Source organism: Glycomyces sp. NPDC050141 (assembly GCF_055586545.1).
On the sequence record NZ_JBVJHZ010000001.1, the window covers coordinates 262,752 to 281,899 of the forward strand.

At 69.9% G+C, this 19,148-nt stretch carries 18 protein-coding genes; 12 read left to right on the top strand and 6 right to left on the bottom strand.

The genetic code is table 11. The features are described from left to right. The first annotated feature begins 16 nt into the window (after positions 1–16). From ACZ60M_RS01160 to ACZ60M_RS01185, 6 genes are all read left to right on the top strand, one after another. Positions 17–1,285 (top strand): cysteine desulfurase, encoded by a 1,269-nt coding sequence (locus ACZ60M_RS01160; RefSeq protein WP_465413435.1) that lies wholly within the window; start codon positions 17–19, stop codon positions 1,283–1,285. Further along, the gene (gene sufU / locus ACZ60M_RS01165; protein WP_465413437.1) at positions 1,285–1,743 is read left to right on the top strand and encodes a Fe-S cluster assembly sulfur transfer protein SufU; all 459 of its coding nucleotides are present in this window, start codon (positions 1,285–1,287) and stop codon (positions 1,741–1,743) included. The genes ACZ60M_RS01160 and sufU overlap by 1 nt, the downstream gene beginning before the upstream one ends. Then, complete coding sequence (locus ACZ60M_RS01170) at positions 1,740–2,078, top strand: metal-sulfur cluster assembly factor (RefSeq protein WP_205325677.1); 339 nt, start codon at positions 1,740–1,742, stop codon at positions 2,076–2,078. The genes sufU and ACZ60M_RS01170 overlap by 4 nt, the downstream gene beginning before the upstream one ends. Before the next feature lie 18 nt (positions 2,079–2,096). Continuing rightward, positions 2,097–2,765 carry an acVLRF1 family peptidyl-tRNA hydrolase gene (locus tag ACZ60M_RS01175; protein ID WP_465413439.1) on the top strand — a complete coding sequence of 223 codons (669 nt, stop codon included), beginning with the start codon at positions 2,097–2,099 and terminating at the stop codon, positions 2,763–2,765. A gap of 303 nt (positions 2,766–3,068) precedes the next feature. Further along, positions 3,069–3,221, top strand: coding sequence for a type II toxin-antitoxin system Phd/YefM family antitoxin (locus tag ACZ60M_RS01180; RefSeq protein ID WP_465413441.1), 153 nt, complete (start codon positions 3,069–3,071; stop codon positions 3,219–3,221). Positions 3,222–3,254: 33 nt separating this feature from the next. Further along, complete coding sequence (locus ACZ60M_RS01185) at positions 3,255–4,697, top strand: serine/threonine protein kinase (RefSeq protein WP_465413443.1); 1,443 nt, start codon at positions 3,255–3,257, stop codon at positions 4,695–4,697. Positions 4,698–4,744: 47 nt separating this feature from the next. Here the strand turns inward: ACZ60M_RS01185 and ACZ60M_RS01190 are convergent, their stop codons facing one another. Beyond that, positions 4,745–5,632 (bottom strand): AraC family transcriptional regulator, encoded by an 888-nt coding sequence (locus ACZ60M_RS01190; RefSeq protein ID WP_465413445.1) that lies wholly within the window; start codon positions 5,630–5,632, stop codon positions 4,745–4,747. Between the two features lie 125 nt (positions 5,633–5,757). Here ACZ60M_RS01190 and ACZ60M_RS01195 point away from each other — a divergent pair, with 125 nt between their 5' ends. Beyond that, positions 5,758–6,846, top strand: a complete 1,089-nt coding sequence (locus ACZ60M_RS01195; protein ID WP_465413448.1) for a Gfo/Idh/MocA family protein — start codon at positions 5,758–5,760, stop codon at positions 6,844–6,846. A gap of 54 nt (positions 6,847–6,900) precedes the next feature. On the opposite strand, the gene ACZ60M_RS01200 is transcribed toward ACZ60M_RS01195, so the two are convergent. The 5 genes from ACZ60M_RS01200 to ACZ60M_RS01220 all read right to left on the bottom strand — a co-directional run bounded on the left by ACZ60M_RS01200 (position 6,901) and on the right by ACZ60M_RS01220 (position 13,241). Beyond that, positions 6,901–7,530 carry an NADPH-dependent F420 reductase gene (locus ACZ60M_RS01200; protein WP_465413450.1) on the bottom strand — a complete coding sequence of 210 codons (630 nt, stop codon included), beginning with the start codon at positions 7,528–7,530 and terminating at the stop codon, positions 6,901–6,903. Between the two features lie 30 nt (positions 7,531–7,560). Beyond that, entirely contained in the window at positions 7,561–9,168 is a 1,608-nt protein-coding gene (locus ACZ60M_RS01205) for an MDR family MFS transporter (protein ID WP_465413452.1), read from the bottom strand. 46 nt (positions 9,169–9,214) lie between these two features. Next, positions 9,215–11,128 (bottom strand): beta-galactosidase, encoded by a 1,914-nt coding sequence (locus ACZ60M_RS01210; RefSeq protein ID WP_465413454.1) that lies wholly within the window; start codon positions 11,126–11,128, stop codon positions 9,215–9,217. Positions 11,129–11,254: 126 nt separating this feature from the next. Further along, on the bottom strand, positions 11,255–11,977 hold the full coding sequence (locus tag ACZ60M_RS01215) for a type 1 glutamine amidotransferase (RefSeq protein WP_465413456.1): 723 nt from the start codon (positions 11,975–11,977) through the stop codon (positions 11,255–11,257). A gap of 19 nt (positions 11,978–11,996) precedes the next feature. Beyond that, positions 11,997–13,241, bottom strand: a complete 1,245-nt coding sequence (locus ACZ60M_RS01220; protein WP_465413458.1) for a MurT ligase domain-containing protein — start codon at positions 13,239–13,241, stop codon at positions 11,997–11,999. A gap of 526 nt (positions 13,242–13,767) precedes the next feature. On the opposite strand from ACZ60M_RS01220, the gene mraZ reads away from it, so the two are divergent. The 5 genes from mraZ to ACZ60M_RS01245 all read left to right on the top strand — a co-directional run bounded on the left by mraZ (position 13,768) and on the right by ACZ60M_RS01245 (position 19,012). Beyond that, positions 13,768–14,199 (top strand): division/cell wall cluster transcriptional repressor MraZ, encoded by a 432-nt coding sequence (mraZ, locus tag ACZ60M_RS01225; protein ID WP_465413491.1) that lies wholly within the window; start codon positions 13,768–13,770, stop codon positions 14,197–14,199. Positions 14,200–14,216: 17 nt separating this feature from the next. Further along, on the top strand, positions 14,217–15,194 hold the full coding sequence (gene rsmH / locus ACZ60M_RS01230) for a 16S rRNA (cytosine(1402)-N(4))-methyltransferase RsmH (RefSeq protein WP_465413460.1): 978 nt from the start codon (positions 14,217–14,219) through the stop codon (positions 15,192–15,194). Continuing rightward, positions 15,191–15,763, top strand: coding sequence for a cell division protein FtsL (gene ftsL, locus ACZ60M_RS01235; protein WP_465413462.1), 573 nt, complete (start codon positions 15,191–15,193; stop codon positions 15,761–15,763). The genes rsmH and ftsL overlap by 4 nt, the downstream gene beginning before the upstream one ends. Positions 15,764–15,772: 9 nt before the next feature. Continuing rightward, positions 15,773–17,956, top strand: coding sequence for a peptidoglycan D,D-transpeptidase FtsI family protein (locus ACZ60M_RS01240; protein ID WP_465413464.1), 2,184 nt, complete (start codon positions 15,773–15,775; stop codon positions 17,954–17,956). A gap of 144 nt (positions 17,957–18,100) precedes the next feature. Next, the gene (locus ACZ60M_RS01245) at positions 18,101–19,012 is read left to right on the top strand and encodes a proteasome assembly chaperone family protein (RefSeq protein WP_465413466.1); all 912 of its coding nucleotides are present in this window, start codon (positions 18,101–18,103) and stop codon (positions 19,010–19,012) included. The last annotated feature ends 136 nt before the right edge of the window (positions 19,013–19,148 follow it).

Sequence of the window (19,148 nt, forward strand, 5' to 3'; positions counted from 1 at the left end):
CAGGAAGAAGGAGCCCGTGGAGCCTGCAAGCAAGCTCGACGTCGAGGCCATCCGCGCCGACTTCCCGATCCTGCAGCGCAGGATCGGGGACAAGACGCTGGCCTACCTCGACTCGGCCGCGACCTCGCAGAAGCCCGTCCAGGTCACCGAGGCCATGCGCCGCTTCACCGACCACTCGAACGCGAACATCTCGCGCTCGGTCCACACGCTCGGAGCCGAGGCCACCGAGGCCTACGAGGGCGCCCGCGCCAAGGTCGCCGCGTTCATCGGGGCCCCGAGCCCCGACGAGGTCGTGTTCACCAAGAACTCCACCGAGTCGATCAACCTGATGGCCTACGCGTTCCAGAACGCCGCCTTCGACCCGGCCGCCGACCCGCGCTTCAAGCTCGGGCCCGGCGACGAGGTCGTGGTGACCGAGATGGAGCACCACGCCAACCTCATCCCCTGGCAGCAGCTGTGCCAGCGGACCGGCGCGACGCTGAAGTGGATCGGCATCACCGACGCCGGCCGCCTCGACCTCGACTCGCTCGACCAGGTGATCACCGAACGCTGCAAGGTCGTCTCCTTCGTCCACGTCGCCAACCTGCTCGGCACGGTCAACCCGACCTCGCAGATCGTGCGGCGCGCCCGCGAAGTCGGCGCCCTGGTCGGCCTCGACGCCTCCCAGTCCGTCCCGCACCTCCCCGTGGACGTGGCCGAGCTCGGCGTCGACTTCATCGCCTTCACCGGCCACAAGATGCTCGGCCCCACCGGCATCGGCGTCCTGTGGGCGAAAGCGGACCTGCTCGCGGCCATGCCCCCGTTCCTCACGGGCGGGTCGATGATCAAGACCGTCACCATGGAGCGCACCACGTTCGCCGACGCGCCCGCCAAGTTCGAGGCCGGGACGCCGCCGATCGCCGAGGCCGTGGGCCTCGCGGCCGCCGTCGACTACCTCGACAAGCTCGGCATGGCCAACGTGCGCGCCCACGAGAAGGAGTACGTCGCGTACATGCTCGACCGCCTCGAAACGGTCGACGGCCTCCAGATCATCGGCCCCCGCGTCCCCATCGGGCGCGGCGCCACGGTCTCCTTCACCCTGGCCGACGTGCACCCGCACGATGTCGGCCAGGTCCTCGACGCCGAGGGCATCGCGGTCCGGGTCGGCCACCACTGCGCCAAACCCACCTGCGCCCGCTTCGGCGTCACCGCCACCACGCGCGCCTCCGGGTACATCTACAACACCCACGAGGAAATAGACCGGCTCGTGGAGGCGTTGGGCCAGGTGCGAAAGGTGTTCGGCTGATGAATCTCGACGAGCTCTACCAGGAAGTCATCCTGGACCACTACAAGCGCCCCCGCGGCGCGGGCCTGCGCGAACCCTATGAGGGCGAGTCCCACCAGGTCAACCCGACCTGCGGCGACGAAATCACCTTGCGGGTCCACGTGGAGGGCGACAAGATCGCCGACGTCTCATACGACAACGTCGGCTGCTCGATCTCCAAGGCCTCCGCGTCCGTGATGTACGAGCTCATCAACGGGACCACCGTGGACGACGCGCTGGCGAAGCTGGCCGAGTTCACCGAGCTGATGAACTCCAAGGGCCAGTCCGAGGGCGACGAGGAGTCCCTCGAGGACGCCGTCGCGTTCGCGGGCGTCTCGAAGTACCCGATGCGCGTCAAATGCGCGCTGCTGGGCTGGAAGGCGTTCCAGGACGCCCTGGTCCGTGCTGAAGCTGCGATCCCCGGAAGGACCGAAGCATGACCGACACCGTGAAGGCCAAAGAGGACGACATCCTCGAGGCCATGAAGGACGTGGTCGACCCAGAGCTGGGCATCAACGTCGTCGACCTCGGCCTCATCTACGGCGTGCACGTGGACGAGCAGAACGTGGTCACCCTCGACATGACCCTGACCTCGGCGGCCTGCCCGCTGACGGACGTCATCGAGGACCAGTCCCGCTCCGCCCTGTGCAGCGGCCCCGAGGGCGGCCTCGCCGCCGACCTCAAGATCAACTGGGTGTGGATTCCGCCGTGGGGCCCGGACAAGATCACCGACGACGGCCGCGACCAGCTCCGGGCACTTGGCTTCAACGTCTGACGAAGTCAGACTTGAACGATGAGCGGAGTAGCGTCTAAAGGCCGCCCCGCCGCAGGCGGGGGCAAGATCGTGGAGGTCGAACCCGACCGCCTACCGCGCTGGGTAGCGAACTTCGCCGAACGCAACGGCGGCATCGCGGGCCACCACGCCGAAGGCGACGCCTGGACGATCGAATCGAACGAGGGAACGTCGGCCAGTGTCGTATGGACACTGGCCGGCGGCCTCCCCGCCGGCTGGCTCCTCGACGACGACCCGGTCAAGGCCGCCGAGCACCTGCGCGACTACGCCCTCGAGCCCCGGCGTATCGCGGTGCTCCTCGCCCGCAAGGGCGCCTACTCGGTCGGCGTCCTCAAGGACGGCCGCATCACGGCCTCCAAGACCGACACCGCCTACGTCCAAGGCAAGACCAAAGCGGGCGGCCAGTCCCAGCAGCGCTTCGCCCGCCGCCGCGACGGCCAGGCCAAGGCCGCCGAGAAACGCGCCCGCGACGCCGTCTTCGCCGTCCTCGGCCACGCCGAGTTCGACGCCCTCGTCACCGGCGGCCCGGTCGAAGGCGTCCTCGAAGACCCCCGCCTCGCCCACCTCAAACCCGCCGCCCACTTCGGCGACATCGCCGAACCCAAGCAAGCCCTCCTCACCGAAACCGCCTACCGCGCCATCGGCTTCGCCATCCGCCTCTCCGCATAGCGCCGAGCTGTAAGGCGTGCTTCGTATTTGGTGCCGATAATCTAAGCTGATTTCAGACATAGACAAATCCTTTTGAACAACGAGGCCACCCCCTGTCTGACAGCGAGACCTCTAAGCTTGAGACCCCCCGGTCGAAGACGGTGCGCAGGAGACGACCGTCGAGGAGTGGGTCATCCCCGAGGTGATCGGCATGGAGGTAAAGGCAGCCAACACGCAGGTCAAGCTGACTTTCAAGCCCGAACCCGACGGTTCCTGGTGCGGCCTGGTCTAGCTGGGTCTGGTCCATTTTGAGAGGATCAGGGCATGACAAATGTCGTCGACATCCATGAGGCGGAAGCCCAATGGTCGCAGTTGATCGAACGTGCCGCCCGGGGCGAGCGCATCGTCATCACGAAGGAAGGCAAGCCAGTGGCAGACCTGGTTCCGCACCAGGCTCGACGGGGCTGGTTAAGCTGAAGGCCCCTCAGAAGCCGATTCGAAAGCCGCAGCGTGGACAACCCCCTTCTCGCAGACCGCTACCGCCTGCAATCGAGCCTTGGTGCGGGTGGCATGGGCGAGGTCTGGCGCGCCCATGACGAGCGCCTCGACCGCGAAGTCGCCGTCAAACTGCTCTACCAGCGCGGCCACGAGGAACCGGGACTCGCCAGGGCCCGGTTCCTGCGGGAGGCCCGGGCGCTCGCGAAGCTCAAGAGCCCCGGCATCGTCGCCGTCCACGACCAGGGTGAGGCCGAGTACCGCGGCGAGACCACGGCCTACATGGTCATGGAACTCGTCGACGGCGAACCGCTGTCCACGCTGCTGAGGACCGAGAGGCTCCCGGTGCCGCGGACTTTGACTCTGATCGCGGAGGTCGCCGACGCTCTCGCGGTCGCCCACCGGGCGGGCATCGTCCACCGGGACATCAAGCCCGCCAACATCGTCATCGCCTCGGACGGCGCCGTCAAGCTGGTCGACTTCGGCATCGCCCGCGTCGACGGCGCAACCACGCTGACCGACAGCGGCGTCTCACTCGGCACCCTGCTTAACGCCTCTCCCGAGCAGGTCGGCTTCGAGGAGGTCGTTCCGGCCTCCGACATTTACTCGCTCGGCACCGTCGCCTACGAATGCCTGACTGGACGCCCGGTGTTCCAGTTCCCGGACTCCAAGTCGATGATCGCCGCGCACATGTCCGCGCAACCGGCGCCGATGGGCGACGGGGTTCCGCCCGCCGTCGAGCGGGTCGTCTTGCGGGCGCTGGCGAAGGACCCGGAGGAGCGATGGCCCTCGGCGGAGGCCTTCGCACGGGCCTGCCGCGAGGCCCTGAACGCCGACACGACGGTGCTCGTCAAGCGCAGCGGCCCGCCGTCAGAGGCTGAGGTCGTGGCAGCGCCTACCGAACGTCAGCTCATGTGGCCGTGGCGAATCGCCCTGGTGACGGCGATGGTGGCGGCGTTGCTGCTCCTCACCGGACTCTTCGCCTGGTCCCCGCTGACGGAGAGCTGGCGCTCGCAGGCCGATGACGACGCGACGAGCGAGGCGGCCATGACCGGGGAGTCGGCGACCGTGCCGACCGGCGAGGCCTCCTCCGCGCAGCCCACCTCGACGGCGACCACGGCCGAAGCCGGCGCTGCCGCATCGGACGACGGCGGCGAGGGGCCCGCTGAAGACGGTGGGGGACAGGACCAAACGCAGGGCTCGTCCGAGCAGAGCCCGAGCGCCGAACCGACGAGCGACGCCCTCCCGAACGTGGTGGGCCTGTACTTCGACGAAGCGATGGCCGACATGGCGGAGGCCGGTTTCACGAACGTGAAGGGCGAGGTCGCCGGATACGACTACGCCGGCGACTGGTGCGAAGTCGTCAAGCAGACGCCGGAGTCCGGTGAGGAGGCCGACTTCGACGACCCCATCGTGCTCCTCCACCTCCAGCCGTACCCCGGCGAAATATCATGCTGACCGCCTGTCGCAGCGATTCGCCGAGAAACTGCGTGAGTTCCCTGAGCTCATGCGACGCGGCGGTAGCGGCCCGGGGCTATGCCGTGGGCTTTCTTGAAGGCCTTGGCGAAGGCGTACTCGGAGCTGTAGCCGACTTCTTTGGCGATGGCCGCGAGCGGGGCGTCGCCTTCGCGGAGGCGGCGGGCGGCGGTGATCATGCGCCAGCGGGTCACGTAGGCGAGGGGCGGTTCGCCGACGCCCGCGGTGAAGCGGCGGGCGAAGGCCGCCCGGGACATGCCCGCGTGTGCCGCCAGTGACTCCACGGTCCACGGGGTGCCGGGGGCGTCGTGGACCGCGCCGATGGTGGCGGTGAGCGCGGTGTCGCGAAGCGCTGCGGCCCAACCGGTGTCGTGCTCCTGCTCGGTGAGCCAGGCGCGGAGGATGTGGACGAGGAGCACGTCGAGGAGCGCGGGCGCGGCGGCGTCGACGCCGGGGCCCTGGTCTTCGAGTTCGGCGGTGAGGAGGTCGACGGTGGCGCGCAGACGCGGGTGGCGGCCGAGGCGGGCGGGGACGTGGACGACCTCGGGGAGGGCGTCGAGCATCGGATGCGACCAGTCCCGCTCGAACTCGTACACCCCGCACAGGAGCGTCGTGCGCGGCCCGGGACCTTCGATGAGCTGCGGCTCGCCGGGCCCGGCGATCTCGGTCAGCGGCGTGTCGGGGCTGTCGGCGAGGCCGTGCCCCTGGTTGCCGTAGAGCAGCACCACATCGCCCACCGAGAGCGGGATCGGCTCTGACCGCTGCGGGATGAGCCAGCACGACCCCTGCGTGACCATGTGGAACCCGGCCCCCGGAACTCGCGGATAGGAACGGCCCCACGGTGCGTCCCTGATGGTCAGTCCGAACCCGGGACGGCCGACGCGAGTAGCCGCGATCGTGTCGCTGAGGATGTCCATCCGAATATCCTAGCGTCTGTTCGAGTGAGACGATGAGACATCATTTTGCGATTCTTAGGCATTGATGCGCTTATCGGTGGTCGGTAGTGTTCTTCCCGAAGCACTTACTGAATGGAGCATCGGACATGACCGGCAGCATCGGACTCGGCGTCATCGGAGCACACGCACAGCGCGGCTGGGCCCGAGCGGTTCACCTTGCGGCACTGCAAAACTCGACCGACTTCGACATCGTGGCAGTGGCCTCCACAGACGCGGCCCAGGCCGCCGAGGCTGCAGTGGCCTGGGGCGCCAAGCGCTCCTATGGGGACGCCCATGAGCTGCTGGCGGACCCGGCCGTCGACGCGGTCCTGATCGCCGTGCAGCTGCCCAAGCGCGGCGACCTGGTCGAGGCCGCCATCAACGCGGGCAAGCACGTCTACGTCGAATGGCCGCTCGCGAAGGACGCCGCGACCGCCGAACGCTACCGGGACCTGGCCGCCGCCAAGGGCGTCCAGCAGGCCGTCGGCCTCCAGACCCGCAACCACCCCGCGATCCGGCACCTGCGCGAGCTGATCGGTGAAGGCGCGATCGGCGACGTCCTCTCGGCCTCGCTGACCTACTCGATCGCCTCCGCCGAAGCCTGGTCCGAGCGGTACGCCGACCTGTTCGACAAGACCAAGGGCGTCAACCATCTGGCGGTCGTCGGCGGCCACGCCATGGACCAGTTCGGGCACGCGGTCGGGCGCTTCACCGAGCTGTCGGGCCGGCTGTCGACCCGCATCCCGGAGGTGCGGATCATCGAGACCGGTGCGGCGCTGGCGGTCACGTCGCCCGACCAGATCCTGGCCCACGGCACGCTCGAGTCGGGCGCGCCCGCATCGGTCCACATCACGACCGGCGGTCCGGCCGGGGACGGGTACCGGATCGAGGTGCAGGGCCGCAAGGGCCGCCTGGTCCTGGAGTCGGCGGACGATTCGCTGGTCGCGCCCCGCTACCGCCTGACGAAGTCGACCGCGCAGGGGACTGAGACGGTGTCGGTGCCGGAGCGGTTCTGGACCAACGGCTCCGACAACCCGTCGCCTTCGGACAACGCGGGCGAGGTGTACCGGGCGTTTGCGGGCGCGATCCGCACCGGCGTCCCCGCCGCACCGAACTTCGACACCGCCGTGGCGGTGCTCCGCACCCAGGACGCGATCCGGCGTTCGGACGAGAGTGGCGCCCGCGAGCAGGTCTGATCCGCGCCAACGAAAGAGGGCCTCGCCACGGCGAGGCCCTCTTTCGTGCGTCCCTTAAGGGGCGATGGTCAGCGCTGTGGACCAGTTGCCGTTGATCTCGCCTTGGACCTTCATGTGCAGCAGCTGGAAGGACTCTAGTGTGAGGGCGTGTTTGAGGCCGCCGACGTCGATGGGGCGCAGGTCGGCGTCGGCGCACAGGCCCGCGACGAGCTTGCGGGCCTCGATGTCGTCTCCGGCGATGAAGACGTCGAGCCTGCCGGTGTTGGCGAGGCGGCCCGCGAAGGTGGTGTTGAAGGCCTTGACGACTTTCGCGCCGGGCGCGGCGGCGGCGATCTCGTCGGCACCGGACTTCCCGGGCGGGGTGACCAGCCCGTCGAAGGTCTCGTAGTCGACGGGGTTGCTGATGTCGACGACGATCTTCCCGGAGAGCTGCGGGGCCCACAGCCGGGCGATCTCCCTGCTGCCTTCGAACGGCAGGGCCAGGACGATCACCTCGGCCCCGGCAGCATTGTTGAGGGAAGCGCCGTCGAGCGGTTCGCCGACGGCGTTCCTGCCCAGTTCCTCGGCGAGGTCGGCGGCCTTGTCGGGTTCGCGGTTGGCGATGCGCACCTGGTGGCCGCCGCGGACGAGCCGCAGGCCGATGCCCCGGGCCATGCCGCCCGCGCCGACGATGAGTACTTCCATGTCTCCTCCTCCTCTGTGGTGGACCTGGTGCTACGGCAGGGTGTCTGCGCGGATCTCGTGGGCCGCGGTGTCGGGGTCGTCGCGGCGGTGCTCGCCGCCACCGCGCAGGACCAGGTTCGGCAGGAGCAGGGTGAGGACGATGGAGGCGGCGGTGATGCAGGCGGCGACGAGGAAGACGTCGTCGAGGCCGTCGGTGAAGGCGAGCTGCACGACGGACCGGATCGGGTCGGGCAGGGCCGCGATCGCGGTGGGGGACTCGGTGATCGCCGAGAGGTCGTCGGTGCTGAACCCGGCGGCCTGCTCGGGCGTGAGCTGACCGAGCGCGGCGGGGAGGTTCGCTTCGAGCTCGGTGTCGAGTGTGGAGTTCATGACGGCGCCGAGGACGCTGGTGCCGATCGCCCCGCCGAGCGTGCGGGCGAAGGTGTTGGTGCTGGTGGCGACGCCGAGGTCGGCCATGGTCACGATGTTCTGCATGGCGAGGACGAGCGGCTGCATGAAGAGGCCCATGCCGAGGCCGAGCACGGCCATGTAGACCGAGCTCTGCCACAGCGGCGTGTCGAGGTGCAGCTGCGTGAAGAGGACGAGCCCGAAGGTGGTCACGATCGAGCCGCCGACGAGGAACCACTTGTACCGCCCGGCCCTGGAGATGAGGAACCCCGAGAGGATCGAGGTGAGGACGATGCCGCCCATCATCGGGAGCATGAGCAGGCCGGACTGGGTGGGCGTGTAGCCGCGGACCATCTGGAAGAACAAGGGGATGTAGACGATCCCGGCGAACATGGCGATGCCGAAGACGAGCGCGGTCAGCGTGGCGAGGCTGAAGGTGCCCTGCTTGAACATGCGCAGCGGCAGGATCGGCTCCTCGGCGCGGGTCTCGGCCCACACGAACAGGACCGTGAGCACGGCCGCCGCGATGAGCAATCCGATGATGACGGGGGAGGACCAGGCGTAGTCCTGGCCGCCCCACGTGATCGCGAGCAGCAGGCAGACGATGGCCGGGACGAGCAGTCCGGCGCCGAGGTAGTCGATCTTGTGCTGCCGGGTCGGGATCGGGTGCTTGCGCAGGACCTGGTTGACGGCGATAAGCGCGACCAGGCCCGTGGGCAGGTTGATGTAGAAGATCCAGCGCCAGTCGACTTCGGCGAGCCAGCCGCCGAGGACGGGTCCGGCCACTGAGGACAGGGCGAAGACCGCGCCGAACAGGCCCTGGTACTTGCCGCGGTCGCGGGGCGGGAGGACGTCGGAGACGATGGTGAACGCGAGGGTCATGAGACCGCCCGCGCCGACGCCTTGGAGGCCGCGGAAGAGGATGAGCTGCAGCATGGTCTGCGAGAGACCGGCGAGCGCGGAGGCGACGAGGAAGATCGCGATGGCCAGGAGGATGACCGGCCGGCGCCCGTAGAGGTCGGAGAGCTTGCCGTACAAGGGGGTCGAGGCGGCGGTGGCGATGAGGTAGGCGGTGACGACCCACGTGTACTCGTCCATGCCGTCGAGGTCGCCGACGATGGTGGGCAGGGCGGTGCCGACGATGGTCTGGTCGAGCGCGGCCAGGAAGACCGTCAGCATCAGGGCACCGAAGAGGGTGAACAGTTCGCCCCTGGGCAGCCGCTGCCCGGTCCAGGCCGTCTCGTCGCTCATGTCGCTGAGCGTAGGGCCCGCCTCCGCGGAGGCGGGCCGAAACAACTTATTCGGGCTTGCGGTCGACCGCCCAGGAACCGGCGGGGACGATGACGTGCCCGACCTGCGCTTCCTTGTCGGTGTGGTTGACGATGAACCGCCACTGGCCGCGGTCGACGACGTCGAGCCCGGGGCGGCCGGGGCCGCTGAGCTTCAGCTCCTCGAACAGGCGGTCCCACGCGTCGTCGACGAGCTTGCACGAGACGTACCAGGCCTCGCCCTCGCCGAACGGGTTCACGGTGACGGCGGGCTGGTTCTCGATGACTTCGCCCGTGGCGTACTGGGTGACGCACTGGGCGCCGCGCAGCTCCACGAGTTCGCAGAACCGCTCGGCGGCACCGAAGTTCCACAGCGCGCGCAGCTCGCCCGCGGGCTGGGGGAGGTGCTCGGTGACGCGGATGCCGAACAGGTCGGTCATGCCGCCGAGGTACCCGTCGAGCCACACCTGGCAGTTTTCGTCCACGGCGCCGGTGAGGTAGGAGGCGACGAGGCGCCCGCCCCCGGCGGTGAACCAGCGGAGGTTCTCGGCCCCGGCGCGGCTGAGCACGTAGGTGCTCGGGGCGATCACCGTGGCGTACTTGGAGAGGTCGCCTTCGGGGGCGACGAAGTCGGCGATGACGCCCCGGTCGCGCAGGACGCGGTGGATCTGGGCGACGTTCTCCAGGTAGTCCACGGGCGCGGGCAGGTGGGCGCCGCCGCCGGTGGCCCACCACGAGTCGGGACTCCACAGGATCGCGACGTCCGTCTCGACGGGCGCCTCGACGGTGTGCGCGATGCCCGGAAGGGTGTTGCCGAACTCGGCGACCTCGCGGAACGTGCGGGTGTTCTTGCCCGCGTGGGGGACGAGCGCGGAGTGCCACTGCTCGGCGCCGCCGCGCCCGGCCCGCCACTGGAAGAACATGGCGCCCTTGGAGCCGCGGCTGATGTGGATCATCGAGTGCCGGGCCATGCGGCCGGGGGCCTTCGCGATCCGGCCGTCCTTGGAGTGCAGGGTCGAGGCGGCCTGCTCCATGAGGAGCCAGTCACCGCCGCCCGCCCACGAGCGGCACAGGTCGGCGTGGAAGGCGCTCTGCTGCTCGGCGCGCTCGTCGGGCGCCGACGGGTACGAGTCGAACGCCACTAGGTCTACTTCGGACGCCCATTTCCAGTGGTCGACCGGGACCCACTGCCCGAACACGAAGTTCGTGGTGATCGGGACGTCCGGGTTCGCCGCGCGCAGGATCTCGCGCTGCTCCTGGTAGTGCGCGAGCATCGCGTCCGACGTGAACCGCTTGAAGTCCAGCTCGTGCGCCGGGTTCGACAGGTACTGGGTCGCGCGCGGCGCGAGGACCTGCTCCCAGTCGCCGTAGTGCTGGCTCCAGAACGAGCCCCACCACGCGGCGTTGAGCGCGTCGACGGTCTCGTACTTCGCCTGGAGCCACACCCGGAACGCCCGCTCGGCGTGCTCCGAATAGGACGCCGAGCCGTACTCGTTGTGCACGTGCCACATCGCCAGCGCCGGGTGGTCCGCGTACCGCTCCGCGAGCTTCGCGGCGATCCTGCGGGACGCCTCCTGGTAGGCGGGCGCGCAGACGTCGTACGTGTCGCGCGAGCCGTGCACCTGCCGCACCCCGTCGGGGCGCTGGTTGAGCGCGTCGGGGTGCGCGAGCGTGAACCACGGCGGCGGCGACGCGGTCGGCGTCGCCAGGTTGACCCTGATCCCTCCGGCGTGGAGTTTGCCGAGGACCGTGTCGAGCCAGTCGAAGTCGTACTCGCCCTCGCGCGGTTCGAGCCTGGCCCACGAGAACACGCCGACGCTGACGAGGTTGACCCCTGCCTCGCGCATGAGCATGACGTCGTCGTCCCAGACGTCCTCGGGCCACTGCTCGGGGTTGTAGTCGCCGCCGTAGCTCAAGCCTTCGACGCCTTTGGGCCAGTCCATGGGGTACTCCTCGCGCGCATCGCACAGGCACGGCTCGGGGGACCGCGCCCGGGGGCAGTTAGTTGTCACACTAAACTAACCGCATCTGGGTGGTTTCGCCAGCCTAATGCGAGCAGCAGACGCGCCCTACTGCGCGGTCGACAGCGCCTGGAACCGCTCCGCGCGCAGCCGCTCCGGCCACGTGTCGTCGATCGGCGGCAGCTGCGACGGGTCCACCCCGATCGCCCACGCAAGCAGCAGGTCCGCCAGCTTCGGGTTCCGCGCCAGACCCGGACCGTGCATGTACGTGCCGATCACGTGACCGGCCCACGCGCCCTCGGTCGCACCGTCGTTGCCGATACCTGCCGTCACCCGCGCCAGAGGCTGCACCGCCTCGCCCAGGTGCGTACGCCCGCCGTGGTTCTCGAAACCGGTGATCGACCCGATCCCCAGCTGCGGCGCCGCCTCGCCCGCGATCTCCCCGACGGCCCGCGACGGACCCCGGTCCGACCGCAGGTCGAGGATGTTCAACCCCTCGTACGCCCGGCCGTTCGCGTAGAACGACGAACCCAGCAGCTGGTACCCGGCGCAGATCGCCAGGATCGGCTTCCCCGCCTCCGCCGCCCGGTTCAGCGCCCCGTCCTGCAGCAGCCGGTCCGCGGCCACCGCCTGCGGGCCGTCCTCGCCGCCGCCGATCAGGTACATGTCGGCGGTGTGCGGGACCCGCTGGTCGCTGCGGACCTGCATCGGCTCCACGTCGATGCCCCGGGCCCGCGCCCGGTGCGCCAGCACCAGCAGGTTCCCCCGGTCGCCGTACGTCGACAGGAGGTCGGGGTAGAGCCAGACGATGCGCAAGGTGCTCATAGCCACGATGGGACGCTCTCTCTCGCTAGTTGACCCGGTTGAATTCGGCGCGGATGTCCTGGAACGCCGTGTAGTTCGCGACGACCTCCACCGGACCCGGCGGCACCGCCGCGATCGCCGCCTTGATGTCGTCCACCACGATGAAGTCCACCCCGTCGACCTCCAGGCGCACCGCCAGGTCCGTGCGGCGGTCGCCCGTCACCACGACCTTCCGGCCCGCCAGCGACGTGAAGTCCACGTCGTAGATCCACGACGTGTCGAAACCGTCGACCTCGCGCGCGTTCAGCGACAGCACCACCGGCGGGTTCGGCTCGATCATGTCGAACGACTCCAGCCACCCGGCCGGGTTCTTCGCCAGCAGCAGCCGCAGGTGGCGGCCCTCCCGCTCGACCTTCGCGTACCGCCCGGCCACCGAGGCGACCTCCGACAGCCGCGGCGCCGCCTGCGCCGGGTCCACCCCGAACAGGCTCGCCACCGCCAGCGCCGTCGCCGCGTTCGCGCGGTTCACCCGGCCCGGCAGCTGCAGGTTCAGCTCGTAGCGGCGCCCGTCCGGGCCCACCACCGCCTCGCCCTCCTGCGCCACCGACCACTGCGGGCTCGGCCGGTTCAGGCCGCAGTTCGTGCACCGCCAGAACTCCCCGAACCGGTCCAGGTGCGAACCGCAGTTGGGGCAGATCGCCGAGTCGGCCGTCCACGACTGGCCCGCCGCGACCCACACCACGCGCTGGCAGACCGAGGCCGCCCACACGATGAGGGGGTCGTCGGCGTTGGCCACGATCGTCGACTGCCCGGCCGAGGTCTGCAGGGTCTGGCGCCACTTCGCGGCCAGCGCCGTGACCTCCATGGCCCGGTCGAGCTGGTCGCGCGAGAGGTTCAGGAGCGCCACGACCTTGGGGCTGGCCGCGTCCAGCAGCTGCCCGAGGTAGTGCTCGTCGCATTCGAGCGCCGCGTACTCGGCCTTCGGGGCCTTCGCGAGCGCCGTGGTGTGCCCGGTGGGCATGTTCGCGCCGAACGAGTTGGTCGCGACCTTCCCGATCGCCTCGATCGCGGCGGTCGTGAAGCGGGTCGTGGTGGTCTTGCCGTTGGTGCCCGAGATGAGGACGACGTGTCGGCCCTCGGCCAGGAGTTCCAGGAGCCGCGGTTCGACGATCAACCCGACGCGCCCGCCGATCACCGAGCCGTCGCCGCGGCCCGTCGCCCGCGACAGCGCCGCCGCGGTCCTGAGGAGCGTGGTCGCGACTTTCGCGCGGGGGGTCAGATTCGCGCTCATGCAGGCTCGCTTTCGGCTTGATCGGAACCGGTGACTATGCAGAAGAGTTTGTCACATGCGCACCGGAACCCGTGATGCGTGGCCGTGATGCGTGAGGTTGGCCCGCCCCTGCAACTCGGGGCAGCGACGAACGCCGATGCGCCGCCCGCGCCGCGCAGCGCGGACGTCTCCAGTTCCCCCCACCGCTCACTCCACAGTGACCGCACCGGCGCGCACCGTGCCCGTGCTCGCCACGCTCCGTGCGCGCCCGCTCGCGTCCGGACCGGTTCCGTTGGGGCCCTTGTCACTCCTCCGGGTGAACGGCGAGCGAAATTCACGTTTGAGAGCCCATGTTGCGCACTCGTCACTCCACTGTCCTCCACCAACCCTGACCAGCCTTTTCGCCACGCCCACCATGAATGCCGCGCCGAAACAACCCCCAAGGGTGGGGGAGAGTGGAGTAAGGTGGGGCGCAATGGTGGGACCATCGTCCTGCCAACGCGGTCGGAGAGGCCGCGCAGCCTGAGAGTCACGGGGGGTGGCGCCGATGTTCCTCGGCACCCACAACCCGCGCCTGGACGACAAGGGCCGCGTCATCCTCCCCGCCAAATTCAGGGAAGGACTGGCGGAGGGCGTCGTGATCACCAAGGGCCAGGAGCGCTGCCTGTACGTGTTCCCCGAGGCGGAGTTCACGCGCATCGCCGAAGCGCTCCAGCAGGCCCCCATGTCCAGCAAGACCGCCCGCGCCTACAGCCGGGTGTTCTTCGCCTCCGCCCACGACGAGGTCCCCGACAAGCAGGGCCGCGTCACCATCCCCCCGAGGCTGCGCGAGTACGCCGGACTCGACCGCGAGCTCGCGGTCATCGGCGCCTCCAACCGCGTGGAGATCTGGAACACCCAGACCTGGGACGACTACCTGGAGGCCTCGGAAGAGGCCTTCGCCGACATCGAAGAGGGCGACCTGCCCGAAGGACTGTAGAGAAGGAGGTGAGCGGAATGAACGCCGCGAACGCCCCGCACATCCCCGTCATGCTCGACGAAGTGCTCGACTACCTCGCGCCCGCCGCCTCGCGGCCCGGAGCGCTGTACGTCGACGCCACCCTCGGCGCGGGCGGCCACACCGAGGCCATGCTCACCGCCCACCCCGGCCTCACCGTCATCGGCGTCGACCGCGACCCGACCGCGCTCGAACTCGCCTCCAAGCGCCTCGCCGACTTCGGCGACCGGTTCATCCCGGCCCGCGCCGTCTACGACGAGATCCCGGAAGTGCTGCAGGCCAACGGCTTCGACAAGCTCGACGCCGTCCTGTTCGACCTCGGCGTCTCCTCGATGCAGCTCGACCAGGCCGACCGCGGCTTCGCGTACAGCCAGGACGCGCGCCTGGACATGCGCATGAACCCGGACGACCCGCTCACCGCCGAGATCGTCGTGAACACCTACGCGCCCGGCGACCTCGTGCGCATCCTGCGCGAGTACGGCGAGGAGAAGTTCGCCACCCGCATCGTCTCCGCCATCGTCAAGACCCGCGAGCGGGCCCCGATCACCTCCAGCAGCGCGCTCGCCGAGCTCGTCAAGGACGCGATCCCGCAGGCGGGCAAGCGCACCGGCGGCAACCCGGCGAAGCGGACGTTCCAGGCGCTGCGCATCGAGGTCAACGGCGAGCTCGACACCTGGGAGCGCGCGCTCCCGGCGGCGCTCGACGTGATGGCCCCCGGCGGCCGCGTCGTCGTGCTCTCCTACCACTCGCTCGAAGACCGCATCACCAAGCAGGAGCTGGCGAAGCGCGCCACCTCCACCAGCCCGGCGGGCCTGCCCGTCGACCTCCCCGGTACCGAACCCACCTTTCGACTCCTCACGAAGAAGGCCCAGCAACCGACGCAGACCGAACTCGACCGCAATCCGCGCGCGGCGCCCGCCCGGCTCCGCGCAGCAGAGCGCATCGCACCGTCCACAGGAGCAGGAGGCGCATCATGAGCGACCAGTACCGTCGCGCGCAAGCCGACCCCGACGAGATCATCAAGGCCGCCCGTCGGCGGGCCCGCGCCGCGTCCTCGCGGCGCCGCGGCCTCGTCGGCGACGCCGATGAATCCGCGCCTGTGTTCGAGGGCAACCTCGCCGTCCAGCCCGCGACCGCTCCGGTCGAGGCGCCGCCGGTGGAGGCCCCTGCCGCGCCGCAGCGCGAGACCGTGGTGCTCCCGCGCACCCGCACGGAGACGAAGGCCAAGCCCGCGCCCGAGCCGGTCGAGGTGCCGCGCCCGGCGTTCGTCGGCGGCGTGCTCGCGCTCGTCGTCGCGGGCATCTTCGGCCTGCTCGTGCTGAACACGGTCATCAACGAGGACGCCTACCGGCTGCAGGAGCTGCGCACCCAGGCCGGGGAGCTCGACCAGACCGAGCAGGCGCTCCAGGACGAGCTCTCGCAGCTGGACACGCCGGGCAACCTGCAGGCGATGGCCGAGACGTACGGCATGGTGCAGCCGGAGAAGGTGACCTTCCTGTACCTGCCCGGCGGCGAGCTCGTCGAGGTGCCGAGGAACGAAGAGTAAAGGACGTCGATGACCGAATCCGACCCCCGTCAACGGCGCGACCCCTCCTCGATCAGTCGAGCCCGCCGTTATACGCCTCGCGGCCGCACCGTCCGCGAGGCGGCGGGGGCGGAGGACAACCGCGCCCGCGAGAACGGGGCGCGCGACCGCGAGGCCGCGCGCCGCGAGCGCAACCGCAACACCCAGCAGCAGGAGACCGACGACCTCGCGGCGCGCAGGCGCCGCGAGGCCGCGGCCCGCTCCCGCGAGCGCCGCCAGCGCGAGACCGGCGTCGTCAGCGAACCGCGCCAGGCCGAACCGGAGTCCGCGCGTTCGGAACCGGTGCGCCGCACCGGGACCGTGCGCCCTTCGCCGACCCGCCGCACCGGCCCGGTCAACCCGCCGCGCCGCGGCGGCTCGCGCGGCACCGTCCGCGCCACCGGGCCGATCGAGGTCCGGCCGCAGGCGAGCCTGCCGCGCATCGGCAACCCCCGGCGGCGCCTGCGCATGGCCGCGGCGTTCGTCATGATCCTGCTGCTGATCTCGGGCGCGCGGCTCGTGCAGCTCCAGGTCACCGATTCGGCCGCGTACGCCGCCGAGGCCCTGAACCAGCGCCTCACGACCGAGCCGCTGCCGGCCGAGCGCGGGGCGATCCTGGACCGCAACGGGAACCGGCTCGCGTACTCGATGGAGGCGAACTACATCGCGGTCGACCCGGTGATGGTCGAGGGTGACCCGGCCGAGCTGGCCGCGACCCTCACCCGGCTCCTGGGGCGTCCCGCCTCCGAGCTCGAACCGATCATCGCCGCGAAGGAGACCCCGCAGGGCGACCCGATCCGCTTCGCGTACCTGCAGCGCGGCGTCGACCTCGGCGTCGGCGACGAGATCCGGGAGATGGAGAACCCGGGCCTCATCATCGGCGACGACGAGCGCCGCGTCGTGCCCGGGCACGACCTGGCCGCCAACGTCATCGGGTTCACCGGCGAGGAGGGCAACGGCCTCGGCGGCCTGGAGGCGACCTACGACGAGTGGCTCTCGGGCGAGGACGGCGAGGTCTCCTACGAGCGCAGCCAGTCGACTGGCCTGGCCATCCCCGGCGCCTTCTACCGCGAAGAGGAGGCGGTGCCGGGCAACGACATCCAGCTGACCCTCGACGACAAGCTCCAGTACCAGGTGCAGAACATCCTGCAGGACACGGTGAAGGAGCACGACGCGGAGTTCGGCTCGGCGATGGTGATGGAGGTCGGCTCCGGCGAGATGCTGGCGATGGCCTCGACCCCGACCTACGACGCGGCGAACCCGTTCGAGGTCGATTCCGAAGAGGCCTACCGCGACTACGGCACCCAGGCCACTGTGGACCCCGGTTCGATCCACAAGGCGATCGTGTTCGCGGCGGCGCTCGAAGAGGGCTGCATCGAGCCGGACGGCACCATGCCGCTGCACCAGACGATCACCAAGGGCGACACCGTCTACAAGGACGGCTACGAGCACGGCGACGCGATCCTGAGCCTTGCAGGGATCATCGCCCAGTCCTCCAACGTGGGCACGATCGAGCTCGCCGACTGCATCGGCAAGGAGAAGCTGTACGAGTACCAGCTGGCGTTCGGGCTCGGCCAGCCCACGGGCGTGGGCATCGCGGGCGAGGCCTCGGGCATCCTCCAGGAGCCGGACAACTGGTCGGGCACCTCGTACGGTTCCGTGCCGATCGGCCACGAGGGGACGACCACGATCATGCAGATGGCCGCGCTCTACGGCGCGATCGCCAACGACGGCGTCTACGTGCAGCCCACGCTCGTCGACGCCAGGATCGACGCCGACGGCGAGGCCCAGGAGGAACCCGAGCCGGAGACGCACCGCGTCATCTCGCAGGAGACCGCCGAGGACCTGCAGTACCTGCTGCAGGCGCCGATCGCGGCCGAGACCGGCACGGGCCGCAGCGCACAGCTGGAGAACTACCACCTGGCCGGGAAGACCGGTACGGGCAGCCTCGTGGTCGACGGCGCGTACGCCCCCGGCAATGTGACCTCGTTCGTGGGCTTCGCCCCGGCCGAGGACCCGCAGTACGTGGTGGCCGTGAGCGTCTACGTCCCCGACGGCGGTGGCGGCGGCTCGACGACCGGCGAGGCGTTCAAGGAGATCAACGAGTTCGCCTTGGGCTACTTCGGGGTTCGCCCCGCGGCCGAGCCCGCCCCGGTGTTCGACGTCTGGGGCTAGGGGATTCCCAAGCACCCCCTAGCGCGGCGGCGCGGCGCGCCGGGCGAAGGCGTGATGCTGCACCGAACTTCTCTCCGAGGGGGAATCGGAAGTCGGCACCGGGCGTTAGCATCGAAGGCGTCAAGGAAGAAGGAGCCGATTGTTTTGAACGTTGACCCTTGGGCACTGTGCGAGGTCCTGGCAGAACCGGCCGACGCGCGGGGAGCGGTGCTGCTGCACTTCCTCGACGGGTTCATGGACGCAGGCCAAGCGGGTCGCGGGGTGGTGGACCACCTGTTCAAGACCTGCGAGCACACCCCGGTCGCGTCGTTCGACGTCGACCAGCTCATCGACTACCGGTCCCGGCGGCCCAACCTCACGTTCTCGATCGACCGCTGGTCCGACTTCGAGGCCCCGCAACTGGTCGTGTACCTGATGCGGGACGCCTCGGACAAGCCGTTCCTGCTCATGACGGGCCCCGAGCCCGACTTCGCGTGGGAACGGTTCGTGGACTCCGTGGAGGACCTCGTCGAGCACTGGCACGTGCCGCTCACCCTGGGCTTCCAGGGCATCCCGATGGGGGTGCCGCACACCCGGCCGCTCGGCATGACGGTGCACGCCACCCGGCCCGAACTCGTCTTCGACAACCGCCCGGTGTTCAACGAGGTCACGGTCCCCGGCAACGCCGCGGGCCTGCTCGAGTACCGGCTGGGCGAGTCCGGGCGCGACGCGATCGGCCTCTCGGTGCACGTGCCGCACTACGTCATGCAGATGACCTACCCGGCCGCCACGATCCGCCTCCTGGAGGGCATCCGCGAGGCCACCGGCCTCGACCTGCCCGCCGACGAGGAGCTGGAACTCGAACGCGCCCAGGTGGACTCGGACATCGTCGACCAGGTCGCGGAGTCCGACGAGGTCGCGGACGTCGTGAAAAGCCTTGAGGAGCAGTACGACTCGTTCGCCGAGGCCGCAGAGACCGACGAGATGCTGCAGGACGGCCGGATGCCCACCGCCGACGAGCTCGGCGCGGCGTTCGAGCACTTCCTGGCCGAGCGCAACAAGAAGGACGACGACTAGGCAAGACGCGAGCGGGGGGGGGGGAGGGGGGGGGGGGGGGGGGGGGGGGGGGGGGGGGGGTTGTTTTTTTTTTGTTTTTTTTTTTGTACCGGGGGCTCTTCTGGCTTTCGTGCCAGGAGGAACAGGAAAAGCCCCA

Bases quoted from the DNA above. Each gene is read 5' to 3' on its own strand.
- ACZ60M_RS01220 (WP_465413458.1), bottom strand. From the start codon at position 13,241: ATGAGCGCGAATCTGACCCCCCGCGCGAAAGTCGCGACCACGCTCCTC.
- ACZ60M_RS01170 (WP_205325677.1), top strand. From the start codon at position 1,740: ATGACCGACACCGTGAAGGCCAAAGAGGACGACATCCTCGAGGCCATG.
- ftsL (WP_465413462.1), top strand. From the start codon at position 15,191: ATGAGCGACCAGTACCGTCGCGCGCAAGCCGACCCCGACGAGATCATC.
- ACZ60M_RS01190 (WP_465413445.1), bottom strand. From the start codon at position 5,632: ATGGACATCCTCAGCGACACGATCGCGGCTACTCGCGTCGGCCGTCCC.
- ACZ60M_RS01175 (WP_465413439.1), top strand. From the start codon at position 2,097: ATGAGCGGAGTAGCGTCTAAAGGCCGCCCCGCCGCAGGCGGGGGCAAG.
- sufU (WP_465413437.1), top strand. From the start codon at position 1,285: ATGAATCTCGACGAGCTCTACCAGGAAGTCATCCTGGACCACTACAAG.
- mraZ (WP_465413491.1), top strand. From the start codon at position 13,768: ATGTTCCTCGGCACCCACAACCCGCGCCTGGACGACAAGGGCCGCGTC.
- ACZ60M_RS01240 (WP_465413464.1), top strand. From the start codon at position 15,773: ATGACCGAATCCGACCCCCGTCAACGGCGCGACCCCTCCTCGATCAGT.
- rsmH (WP_465413460.1), top strand. From the start codon at position 14,217: ATGAACGCCGCGAACGCCCCGCACATCCCCGTCATGCTCGACGAAGTG.
- ACZ60M_RS01210 (WP_465413454.1), bottom strand. From the start codon at position 11,128: ATGGACTGGCCCAAAGGCGTCGAAGGCTTGAGCTACGGCGGCGACTAC.
- ACZ60M_RS01180 (WP_465413441.1), top strand. From the start codon at position 3,069: ATGACAAATGTCGTCGACATCCATGAGGCGGAAGCCCAATGGTCGCAG.
- ACZ60M_RS01200 (WP_465413450.1), bottom strand. From the start codon at position 7,530: ATGGAAGTACTCATCGTCGGCGCGGGCGGCATGGCCCGGGGCATCGGC.
- ACZ60M_RS01205 (WP_465413452.1), bottom strand. From the start codon at position 9,168: ATGAGCGACGAGACGGCCTGGACCGGGCAGCGGCTGCCCAGGGGCGAA.
- ACZ60M_RS01195 (WP_465413448.1), top strand. From the start codon at position 5,758: ATGACCGGCAGCATCGGACTCGGCGTCATCGGAGCACACGCACAGCGC.